The 11,901-nt window shown below is 43.0% G+C and carries 9 protein-coding genes; 4 read left to right on the top strand and 5 right to left on the bottom strand.

What is annotated here, in order from left to right; genetic code table 11:
* Positions 1-101: 101 nt before the first annotated feature.
* Together RB604_RS08820 and RB604_RS08815 are read left to right on the top strand one after the other, a co-directional pair.
* Positions 102-2,615, top strand: a complete 2,514-nt coding sequence (locus RB604_RS08820) for an AsmA family protein (RefSeq protein ID WP_055293596.1) — start codon at positions 102-104, stop codon at positions 2,613-2,615.
* A 28-nt stretch (positions 2,616-2,643) separates the two neighbouring features.
* Positions 2,644-3,258 carry an L-threonylcarbamoyladenylate synthase gene (locus RB604_RS08815; RefSeq protein ID WP_044093541.1) on the top strand — a complete coding sequence of 205 codons (615 nt, stop codon included), beginning with the start codon at positions 2,644-2,646 and terminating at the stop codon, positions 3,256-3,258.
* Between the two features lie 134 nt (positions 3,259-3,392).
* On the opposite strand, the gene nagB is transcribed toward RB604_RS08815, so the two are convergent.
* From nagB to RB604_RS08790, 5 genes are all read right to left on the bottom strand, one after another.
* Positions 3,393-4,202 carry a glucosamine-6-phosphate deaminase gene (gene nagB / locus RB604_RS08810; RefSeq protein ID WP_005925393.1) on the bottom strand — a complete coding sequence of 270 codons (810 nt, stop codon included), beginning with the start codon at positions 4,200-4,202 and terminating at the stop codon, positions 3,393-3,395.
* A gap of 65 nt (positions 4,203-4,267) precedes the next feature.
* Positions 4,268-5,473, bottom strand: a complete 1,206-nt coding sequence (locus RB604_RS08805; RefSeq protein WP_005925397.1) for an FprA family A-type flavoprotein — start codon at positions 5,471-5,473, stop codon at positions 4,268-4,270.
* Between the two features lie 119 nt (positions 5,474-5,592).
* The gene (gene mnmL, locus RB604_RS08800; RefSeq protein WP_007478602.1) at positions 5,593-6,552 is read right to left on the bottom strand and encodes a tRNA modification radical SAM protein MnmL/YtqA; all 960 of its coding nucleotides are present in this window, start codon (positions 6,550-6,552) and stop codon (positions 5,593-5,595) included.
* A 75-nt stretch (positions 6,553-6,627) separates the two neighbouring features.
* On the bottom strand, positions 6,628-7,455 hold the full coding sequence (locus RB604_RS08795; RefSeq protein WP_007478604.1) for a LytTR family DNA-binding domain-containing protein: 828 nt from the start codon (positions 7,453-7,455) through the stop codon (positions 6,628-6,630).
* Positions 7,456-7,464: 9 nt separating this feature from the next.
* Complete coding sequence (locus tag RB604_RS08790; RefSeq protein WP_007478605.1) at positions 7,465-8,205, bottom strand: LiaF transmembrane domain-containing protein; 741 nt, start codon at positions 8,203-8,205, stop codon at positions 7,465-7,467.
* 508 nt (positions 8,206-8,713) lie between these two features.
* Here RB604_RS08790 and RB604_RS08785 point away from each other — a divergent pair.
* Positions 8,714-10,924, top strand: coding sequence for a S9 family peptidase (locus tag RB604_RS08785; protein WP_007478606.1), 2,211 nt, complete (start codon positions 8,714-8,716; stop codon positions 10,922-10,924).
* Between the two features lie 95 nt (positions 10,925-11,019).
* Positions 11,020-11,859: a lipoyl synthase gene (gene lipA / locus RB604_RS08780; RefSeq protein WP_007478607.1), complete on the top strand. Its 840-nt coding sequence runs from the start codon at positions 11,020-11,022 to the stop codon at positions 11,857-11,859.
* The last annotated feature ends 42 nt before the right edge of the window (positions 11,860-11,901 follow it).

Raw genomic sequence — 11,901 nt, 5'->3', positions numbered from 1 at the left:
TATGAATTTAGAACTTAAATTCATAAGCCACAGACTAATAAATAGAAAACTTTTCATTAGTTTTGCTATCTCAATAACATATTAATCATAAAACCTACAAAATGAAAAAGGGTCTGAAAATTACAGCTATTGCATTGGGAGTACTCCTACTGCTGATGCTTATTCTTCCTTTTGCTTTCCGTGGAAAAATAGAAAGCATTGTAAAAACCGAAGGAAACAAAATGCTCAATGCACAGTTTGATTTCCGTAGTCTCGACATTAGCCTGTTCCGCAACTTCCCCAAAGCATCTATTACACTCAGCGATTTCTGGTTGCGGGGAGTAGGCGAATTTGAAAACGATACACTTGTTCAAGCAGGCGAAGTGGTTGCTGCGATCGATCTTCTGTCACTTTTCGGAGACAGTGGATATGATATCTCCAAAATACAAATCGAAAATACACGCCTGCATGCCATCGTTCTTGCAGACGGACGTCCCAACTGGGATGTGATGAAACCGGACAGCACTTCTACCGATACAGAAGAAGAAGAAACTACGGATGATTCACCTTTTAAAATACAACTCCAACGGTTCGTGATCAAAAACATGAATCTGATTTACGATGACCGACAGGGTAATATGTACGCTGATATCCGTAACCTCAACGCGCTCTGTTCGGGCGATTTAGGCAGTGACCGTACAACCTTGAAACTGGAAGCCGAAACGGAAGCGCTTACTTATAAGATGAGCGGAATTCCTTTCCTCTCTAATGCCAACATCTACACCAAAATGGACGTGGACGCCGATCTGGCAAATAACAAATTTACCCTGAAAGACAATGAGTTCCGGCTGAATGCCATCCAAGCCGGTATCGACGGTTGGGTAGAATTAAAAGATCCCGCCATCGACATGGATCTCAAACTGAACACAAACGAAGTAGGATTCAAAGAAATTCTCTCGCTGATCCCTGCAATCTATGCAAAAGATTTCGATGGACTGAAAACAGACGGTACCGCTACCCTTACTGCCAGTGTGAAAGGCAGCATGGTGGGCGACAGCATCGTTCCGCAGTTTGACATAGCCATGGCTGTGAAAAATGCCATGTTCCGCTATCCCTCCCTTCCGGCAGGGGTAGACCAAATAAACATCCATGCCGAAGTTAAGAATCCGGGTGGCGCCATCGATCTGACTACCGTCAACATCCAGCCGTTTAGTTTCCGGCTTGCCGGTAATCCTTTCAGTCTGACTGCTGATGTAAAAACACCTGTCAGCGATCCGGATTTCCGTGCAGAAGCAAAAGGAGTGCTCAATTTGGGTATGATAAAACAAGTATATCCATTGGATGATATGGAACTGAACGGTACCATCAATGCCGACATGCAGATTGCCGGACGATTGTCATACATCGAAAAAGAGCAGTACGACCGTGTACAGGCTTCAGGCACGATCGGGCTTACCGGTATGAAGTTAAAAATGAAAGACATGCCGGACGTAGATATCCACAAGTCGCTCTTCACCTTTACACCGAAATACCTGCAACTGAGCGAAACAACCGTCAATATCGGTAAAAACGATCTCACTGCCGACAGCCGTTTCGAGAACTACTTAGGTTATGTACTGAAAGGTACCACGCTAAAAGGCACACTCAATATCCGGTCCAATCATCTCAACCTAAATGATTTCATGACAACGACAGCCGACAGCGCCGCACAGGCGGAAACAACACCGGAAGCAACAGCAAGTATCATCGAAGTACCTCGTAACATCGATTTCCAAATGGATGCCAACTTGAAAGAGGTATTGTTCGATAAGATGGCTTTCACAGATATGAATGGAAAACTAATCGTGAAAGACAGTAAAGTAGATATGAAAAATCTGTCCATGAACACGATGGGAGGAAACGTGGTCATGAACGGATACTACTCTACCACCGACGTGGAAAAACCGGAAATGAATGCAGGTTTCAAACTAAATGCCCTGAGTTTTGCACAAGTATACAAAGAATTGGATATGGTACAACAACTTGCACCGATCTTCGAAAATCTGAAAGGAAACTTCTCCGGCAGCATGAAAGTACAAACGGTGCTGGATACCTCCATGAGTCCCGTATTGGAAACCATGCAGGGTAATGGCAGCCTTTCCACAAAAGATCTCAGCTTGAGCGGCGTTAAAGTGATAGACCAGATTGCCGAAGCAGTGAAGAAACCCGATCTGAAGGATATGAAAGTGAAAGACATGACATTGGACTTCACCATTGAAAACGGAAGAGTGGCTACACAACCGTTTGATATCAAACTCGGAGATTATGTCATGAATCTATCCGGCAGTACGGGGTTGGATCAGACAATAGACTATTCCGGTAAAATCAAACTTCCGGCTTCTGCAGGCGACCTTGCCAAGCTGACCACTCTTGACCTGAAAATCGGTGGCTCGTTTACTTCACCTAAAGTATCCATCGATACCAAAAGTATGGCAAATCAGGCAGTAGAAGCCGTAGCAGACAAAGCTGTCAGCGAATTAGGAAAGAAACTGGGACTGGACTCTGCGGCCACAGGCAATAAAGAAGAGCTGAAAGAGGCAGTCAAAGAAAAGGCCGCTGAAAAGGCACTGGATTTCTTAAAGAAGAAACTGAAATAACAATAAGTGATTAGTGATTATCAACATCATGCTGCTGAAACTTTACGAAAAGAACAATAATCCACAAGACTTGCAACAGGTAGTGGATATTTTAAATGACGGAGGACTTATTATTTATCCTACCGATACGATGTATGCCATTGGTTGTCACGGACTGAAAGAACGTGCAATCGAACGCATTTGCCGTATCAAGAACATTGATCCGCGAAAAAATAATCTCTCTATCATTTGTTATGATTTGAGCAGTATCAGTGAATATGCGAAAGTAGACAACAACACTTTTAAGCTGATGAAAAGGAACCTCCCCGGACCTTTCACTTTTATTCTGAACGGAACCAACAAACTGCCTAAGATTTTCCGGAATAGAAAAGAGGTAGGTATCCGTATGCCGGACAATCATATCATCCGTGAAATAGCGCGGCTGCTCGATGCGCCTATCATGACAACGACGCTCCCTCACGAGGCAGATGAAGATTTGGAATACATGACCGATCCGGAACTGATCGACGAAAAATTCGGGGAGACGGTAGATCTCGTAATCGATGGAGGAATAGGAGGAATAGAACCGTCAACAATAGTAAGCTGTACGGAAGATACTCCGGAGATTGTCCGTCAGGGAAAGGGGATGCTTGAGGAGAATTAGGGAATGAAAGATTTAAGAAATTAAGGAATTAAAGAATGAAAGGCTGCGCTATGTGAATGTACTCACCGCGCAGCCTTTCATTCTTTAATTATTAATTATCCATTATTAGGCCCTGCCTTTCATTATTCATTTTCTTAAATCAATGATTCCGGATCCAGATGGTCAGCTTCAATATCCTTGAAGTAACGATACGTTCCTACCTTCAGTTCTACCGTAGCCGCATCGTCACAAACAATAATACCCTTTTCATGCATCTGCAATGCACTGATTGTCCACATCTGAGTGATGGCACCTTCCACTGCATGATACAAGGCACGGGCTTTGTTATGACCATTTACAATAATCATCACTTCTTTGGCAGAAAGCACTGTTCCCACACCCACTGTCAAAGCCGTCTTCGGCACTTTGTTAATATCATTATCAAAGAAGCGCGAGTTAGCGATAATTGTATCCGTAGTCAGCGTTTTCTGACGGGTACGTGAAGACAAGGAAGACCCCGGTTCATTGAAAGCAATATGTCCGTCCGGACCGATTCCTCCCATGAAAAGATCGATACCGCCATAAGACTTGATTTTTTCTTCATAGCGTGCACATTCAGCATCCAGATCAGCGGCATTACCATTCAAGATATTGGTATTTTCCGGTTTGATATCGATATGGCTGAAGAAATTATTCCACATAAAAGAATAATAACTTTCGGGATGTTCTTTCGGCAAACCTACATATTCGTCCATATTGAAAGTAACGACGTTCTCGAAAGAAACGATGCCTTTTTTGTTCAGGTCGATTAAGCCTTTGTACATACCCAAAGGAGAAGAACCGGTAGGACATCCCAAAACGAACGGTTTTTCTGCTGTAGGATTAGCAGCTTTGATTTTAGCAGCAACATAGTGTGCCGCCCACTGAGATACGGACTGATAGTCCGGCTGAATGATTAATCTCATTGTTCTTAATTTTATTAGATTAATAAATAGGTTGATTCAATTATTAATTTCTTGATTATTAATTATCAATTGCCTCCCCTGTCTTTTTTTAAACGTTCGGCCATCGCACGAGCCAGATTTTCACACTGCTCATAGGTAATGTCTTTCATCGCCTGTTTCATCTCTACCGGGTCGCCTACTACCTCAAACTTACTCTTCTCGGCGAATTCCGCCATACGCTTCACTGCGGCACCTGCCCAAGTGAAAGAGCCGAAAAGCCCCAAATAGCGTCCTTTCAACTCGCGGACAAGTATTTTAGAAAGCAAAGACTCGATTTCCGGATAAATCTGATTGCTATAAGTCGGCGAACCGATAATAAGCCCCTTATACTTGAATATATCGGCCAAAATATAAGAAGGATTGCTCTTGCTGACATTATGCATGACAATATTCCGGATACCCTGTGCCGACAGTTCGGCAGCAATGGCTTCTGCCATCTGTTCGGTATTGCCATACATACTTCCATAAGCGATTACCACTCCCTCATCGGCTGCATAGCGGCTTAACTTATCGTAAATACCCACTACCTTCGGGATATTTTCTGTCCATACCGGACCGTGAGTAGAACAGATAACAGAGATAGGCAGCCCGCCTAATTTCTGCAATGCCTTCTGTACAGGGCTTCCATATTTTCCTACAATATTGGAGTAATAACGCACCATTTCATCCCAATAACGATCAGTGTTGATACGAGTATCAAGAAAACCACCGTCTACCGTACCAAAACAACCGAAACCGTCTCCGGAGAAAAGAATTCCGTCCGTTTCATCAAATGTCATCATGGTTTCGGGCCAATGCACCATCGGAGTAAGATAAAAACGAAGTTTATGTTTCCCCAAAGCAAGGAAATCACCGTCTTTCACCAGATACTGCTCACCTGTCACGCCATAGAAACCCTCGATCATTCCAAAAGTCTGTTTATTACCGACAATGACAATATCGGGATAATGCTGTTTTATCAAACGGATAGATCCGGAATGATCCGGCTCCATATGATTTATTATTAAGTAGTTTATAGGACGATCACCTATTACTTTCTTTATTTTATGAAGAAATACTTCAAAATAACAGATGTCTACCGTATCAACCAAAGCCACCATTTCATCATCAATCAGATAAGAGTTATACGAAACCCCATATGGTAACGGCCACATCCCCTCAAAAAGATGTTTGTTACGATCATTCACTCCCACATAGTGGACATTTCCTTTTATTCTTGTCTTCTGTTCCATCTTATTATTATTAAATTAGTGATTAGCGGTTAGCGACAGGTAATTAGCAAGCCGGTCAAATATCTTTCGGCGTCGGTCACTTATCACTAACCGCTAATCATTCATTGCCAAACATCAATTTATTGTCCGGCAAATATACCTTTTTTTTCTGAAAATTTATACATCCTCCCTTGATATGCCCCCCTTTCTTTCATTCTTTTTTGAACACGGGCGGTAAATTCATAATTTTTTAATCCCCAGTCGGGAGCTATCAGTAATTCACGGGGAGATTGGGATACAAAGCGCTCCGGCACAATATCCGGTCGTAAGTGTTCGATATAATCTATTACGAGCTCGATATATTCATTCACATCATTAAAAAGATGAAAACCAGCGGGATTCTGCTCATATTCATAAGCCATACGGGTGCCACGAATCAATTGAAGCTGATGCATTTTCAAGGTGGTAAGCGGCAATTCGGAAAGTACTCCGGCTTGCGATACCATGTCGTCGTGAGACTCTCCCGGAAGCCCGAGAATAACATGTCCGCCAGTCAGAATGCCTCTGGCAGCCGTGCGTTGCACTGTTTCCACCGTATCCGCATAGGTATGCCCCCGGTTGATACGTTTCAGTGTTTCATCACAAGTTGTCTCGATTCCATATTCCACTAAAAGAAATGTCTGCCGGTTAAGGTTTTCAAGATACTGGAGAAGTTCATCCGGCATACAATCCGGCCGGGTACCGATCACAAGTCCGACAACGTCGTCAACGCTCAACGCTTCTTCATATTTTCGTTTCAGGCTCTCCAGCCCGGCATAAGTATTAGTATAAGCCTGGAAATAAGCGAGGTATTTCATCTCAGGATATTTATGGGCAAAGAAACGCTTTCCCTCTTCCAACTGTACCTTAATCGTTTTCTCTGTCCGGCAATATTCCGGATTAAAAGTCTGGTTATTGCAATAAGTACATCCCCCCTGCCCTTTAGTACCGTCACGATTAGGACAGGTAAAACCTGCATTCAGAGATATCTTCTGTACCTTATAAGGGAAATAACGCTTCAGAAATAGCGGAAATTCATTATATAAAAATTGTTGAGCCATGCTGTTCCTTCTTTATGAGGAACAAACATAAGAAAATCCGGGGAGACGAAAAAGAAAAAAACGAAACTTTACTGTTTATAGTGCCAATCTTGTCTTCAACAATTTATAACCGGAAAGACTCACTCTCAACTTATCACCATTCTTCAGCAACAGCCTGTAACTCTCCTTGCCGAAAAGCTCTACCCGAGAGATCTGCGTTACATTTACAATAGTCGAACGGTGTATGCGCACAAACCCGGCCGCCGACAAATGAGTTTCCAGATATTTCATAGTAAGCTCTTTTACGTACTGCCCTTCAGGAGTAACCAAAGTAACATAATCTCCACACGCCTGCACATAAAGCAAATCTTCCGTATTTATTAAATGAATGCGTGTTCCATCTTTTACCGTAATACGGTTCAGAAACTCTTCCACCGGTTGTTCTGTCTCTTCGACATTATTTTCTTTGACCGGCTCCTCTTCTTCCGGCATCACCCCCTCTTTAGAAAGGGATTGTCCTGCCTGCAAAGCCAACAATCTATACCACATCATTATCACTATCCAGCACAAAATGCCGGATAAACCCCTGAAAGGAGCGGTTACCGCAAAGGGAGCATAGGCAGTTGTTCCTATAAGCTCAATCCACTCCTGCATAGCAAACCCGCCGGCCAGCCAAAACAGTATGGCCAATACCGATACGACAATCTCCGTCTGTACCGACGATACAATGCCGATAGCAAACCATGACAAATATGCCAAACCGCAAAACAGTACGACAGAAACCGTACCATCTGTCAATGCCGGCCATAAACCGGCACCTGCATAAGTCATCAACAAACCGGTATATATCCCTATCGCGGCCGCTACCAATAATAAAACAGATATCCACCGCCGGGAAGAATCCATAATCGGATGTGCTTGCATTTTATTTAATTAACCTTTAATTTCTACTCCTCCAAAAGAAACATTCCCAATAACTACCAGTCTACGACTCTGATCGATATTCACCCCCGGCACACGTTTATCCTCACAACCGCCCAAGAAAGCATTGGCCTGCAAATCTACCCGCCAATCCAACGGAACATATATCTCCACACCTCCGAAATTACACTCTACATCAATATACGTCTCACCCTGTTCGATGTTCGTGCGCCGTAAATCAAGCACGGTTCCCCCAAAACTGTTACGGATTTCCGCGCCTTTAAAGACCTCATCGAGCACAACTTGCTTCACACCGCCAAACACATTGTCCGAACGCACAAAGCCATCACCGGAATGATGTTGCCGGGTAGTAAAATCTGTTTCACTCTGTATCTTCCTTTCTCTTTTTCTGCACTGCGGACGATAAAAAAAGGCGATTCCCACACATACCAACAACACAGGCCAAAGCACAGCGCTCACATTCGCCGGCCCCCACGGCAACCATCCGAGTCGCGGCAAAATGAAACAAAGTCCGATAGCGAACAAAACCACGCCCGTAAATGCCTGTCTGCGCAGGAAAGAATAAGCTCCCAAAACGACCAAAAGCATCGGCCAGGATACAATAATATGAAATATCCTATTGGGGAAAATTCCCAAATTACGTCCCAACAATAAAACACCACATGCTATAAGAATAGTAGCCATTAATTGCCTTCCCGTGAAACCCGAAGGCGTAGCAGATTTCTTTTCCATAATTCTCTTAATTTATAAATTCGATGATACGTTCGATTTGATTACAGGACAAAGATACGCTGTTCAACCTCCAAAAGAAAGGTTTTTCCGACCAAATACGATACAAAATCGATGAATACCGGACTGAGCCCCGTTAAAAAGAGAGACAATAATTATTTAATCAGCAAGTACCAATTTTTTCCTTAATAAAAAAGAGATCGGATCCGAAGAGCAGATCACGGTATAACTACCTAATAATCAACAAGCAAACCAAATATATAGTTCCCTATATAAAATTATACACTTTACATTGCGTTAAATACATACTTTTACTTCATAAAAATATAAACTCCTGCATACACAAAGTATATACTTCTACAAATAGAGGTATAAGTGCGTTAAATATCCCGTTAACAATGTTAATTCAAGAAGGATGATCATAAGAACTCTATAAAAGAGTTTCCTTTTTTTGAGGTATTTCAGTTTATTACTAACTTTGCAGACATAAGAAGTTCAAAAACAAGAAAGAATGAAAAAGATAACCCTGTCTCTCCTACTCTGTCTCATTTGTCTGAGTGGTATGGCGCAAAGTAGTAAAAAGTTAGACCTGAAAGATATAACTTCCGGAAAATACCGTGCGGAAAATATTCGTAACGTAGTGCCGATGCCCGACGGAGAGCATTATACACAAATGAATGAAGAAGGTACGCAAATCACCAAATACTCTTTCAAAACAGGAGAACCGGTAGAAGTCATCTTCGATGTAACCAAAGCCCGGGAATGTGATTTCAAGAATTTCGATGGTTACCAGTTTTCACCGGACGGGGAAAAGCTGCTTATCGCAACCGAAACAACGCCCATTTACCGGCGTTCATATACAGCCGTGCATTATTTATACCCCTTGAAACGTAATGAGAAAGGGGTGACGACAAACAACATTATTGAACGGCTTTCTGACGGGGGACCTCAACAAGCCCCCGTCTTCTCACCGGACGGTACCATGATCGCTTTCGTACGCGACAACAATATCTTCCTGGTAAAAACCCTTTATGGCAACAGCGAGAGCCAAGTGACGGAGGACGGCAAACCCAATGCAGTGCTCAACGGTATTCCCGACTGGGTATACGAAGAGGAGTTCGGCTTTAATAAAGCCTTAGAATTCAGTGCAGACAATTCTATGCTTGCTTTCATCCGCTTCGATGAAACGGAAGTGCCTCAGTATCAATTTCCCCTATTTGCCGGTGAAGCACCACGTATCGATGTATTAGAAGACTATCCGGGAGAATATGCATATAAATATCCGAAAGCCGGATACTCTAACTCCAAAGTAGAAGTGCGCACGTTCGATATCAAATCGAAAGTTACCCGTACAGTGAAGTTACCATTGGATGCCGATGGATATATCCCGCGTATCCGTTTTACAAAAGATGCCAACAAACTGGCCATAATGACATTGAATCGCCACCAGAACCGCTTTGATATGTATTTTGCCGATCCGCGTTCAACGGTCTGCAAATTGGTATTACGCGACGAATCGCCTTATTACATTAATGAGAATGTATTCGACAATATTCAATTTTATCCCGAAAACTTCAGTTTTCTGAGTGATAAAGACGGATATACCCACCTTTACTGGTATAGCATGGGAGGCAATCTGATAAAACAAGTTACCAAAGGCAATTATGAAGTAAAATCATTCTTAGGATATGATGAGGCGGACGGCAGTCTCTACTTTATAAGTAATGAAGAGAGCCCAATGCAACAGGCCGTGTATAAAATAGACCGCAAAGGAAAAAAAACAAAACTATCCCAAAAAGCCGGTATGAACAGTGCATTGTTCAGCCCGACTATGAAATATTACATCAATACATATACCAATCTCGATACACCGGCAGTCATCACCCTCAATGACAACGAAGGGAAACCTTTGAAAACATTGGTTACCAACGATGCATTGAAACAAAAATTAGCACAGATCGCTCTACCGAAAAAAGAATTCTTCAAATTTAAAACAACGGAAGGAGTAGAATTGAACGGCTGGATGATGAAACCGGCAGACTTTTCGGCATCTAAGAAATATCCGGTGTTGATGTATCAGTACAGTGGACCGGGCTCACAACAGGTTTTGGATAACTTCAATGTAAGTTGGGAAACCTATATGGCCAGTTTGGGTTACATCGTCGCTTGTGTTGACGGACGCGGAACAGGCGGTCGCGGGGCAGAGTTCCAAAAAAACACTTACCTGAACCTCGGAGTAAAAGAAGCCAAAGACCAAGTGGAAACCGCTAAATATTTAGGAACATTGCCCTATGTAGATAAAGGACGTATCGGAATCTGGGGATGGAGTTATGGCGGATACATGACAATTATGAGTATGAGTGAAGGTACGCCGGTTTTCAAAGCAGGTGTAGCAGTAGCCGCCCCTACGGACTGGAGATTTTATGATACGATCTACACGGAACGCTTTATGCGTACTCCCAAAGAAAATGCCGAAGGATATAAAGCCGCATCCGCCTTTACACGGGCAAACAAACTCCATGGCAACCTTTTGCTTGTACATGGAATGGCTGATGATAATGTACACTTCCAGAACTGTGCCGAATATGCCGAACATCTTGTTCAACTGGACAAACAATTCGATATGCAAGTTTATACCAACCGTAATCATGGAATTTATGGTGGTAATACCCGTCAGCATCTATACACGAGATTAACCAATTTCTTTTTAAAGAACCTTTAAAGAGTTATGATTTATGAATGATGATTTATGGATTATACAGAAGTGCTATCCATAAATCATCATTCATAGCCCATAATTCATAAATCATAATTCAAATGAGAAAGCCTGAGTGGCTGAAGATCAGCATTGGCGCCAATGAACGCTACACGGAGACTAAACGTATCGTAGAGAACCATTGCCTGCATACGATTTGTAGCAGTGGACGCTGTCCTAATATGGGAGAGTGCTGGGGAAAAGGAACCGCAACTTTTATGATAGGAGGCGATATCTGTACCCGTAGTTGCAAATTTTGCAATACGCAAACCGGTCGCCCCCTTCCATTGGATGCTGACGAACCGACTCATGTAGCAGAATCCATAGCCTTGATGAAACTTTCTCATGCAGTAGTCACTTCAGTAGACCGGGACGACCTTCCGGATTTAGGAGCAGGACACTGGGCGCGTACCATCACTGAAATAAAAAGGATAAACCCGGATACTACCATTGAGGTGTTGATACCCGATTTTCAAGGACGAATGGAATTGGTAGACAAGATTATCGCCGCAAATCCGGAAATCATATCACACAACATGGAGACCGTACGCCGCATCAGCCCATTGGTGCGAAGCGCAGCCGACTATGAAACCAGTCTCCAAGTAATTCGTCGAATAGCCGAAAGCGGTATTACCGCCAAAAGCGGCATCATGGTCGGACTGGGAGAAACCCCATCGGAAGTGGAAGAACTGATGGATGATCTTCTGGCAACAGGATGCAGCATACTCACTATCGGACAATACCTGCAACCTACTCGCCGACACTATCCGGTAGAGGAATACGTTACTCCTGAACAATTTGCCCAATACCAACAGACCGGACTCGAGAAAGGTTTCGAACAAGTAGAGAGCGCCCCGCTCGTACGCTCATCTTATCACGCAGAAAAACATATTAAGAAATGATCTAAACATAAATACCCCCTTGTTTGTTTTATAGGAAACAGG

Origin of the sequence: Bacteroides salyersiae (genome assembly GCF_031172035.1) — a bacterium.
Taxonomy (GTDB): domain Bacteria; phylum Bacteroidota; class Bacteroidia; order Bacteroidales; family Bacteroidaceae; genus Bacteroides; species Bacteroides salyersiae.
Note: the sequence above shows the minus strand (reverse complement) of the source record. Positions and strands in the feature narration are given on the sequence as shown.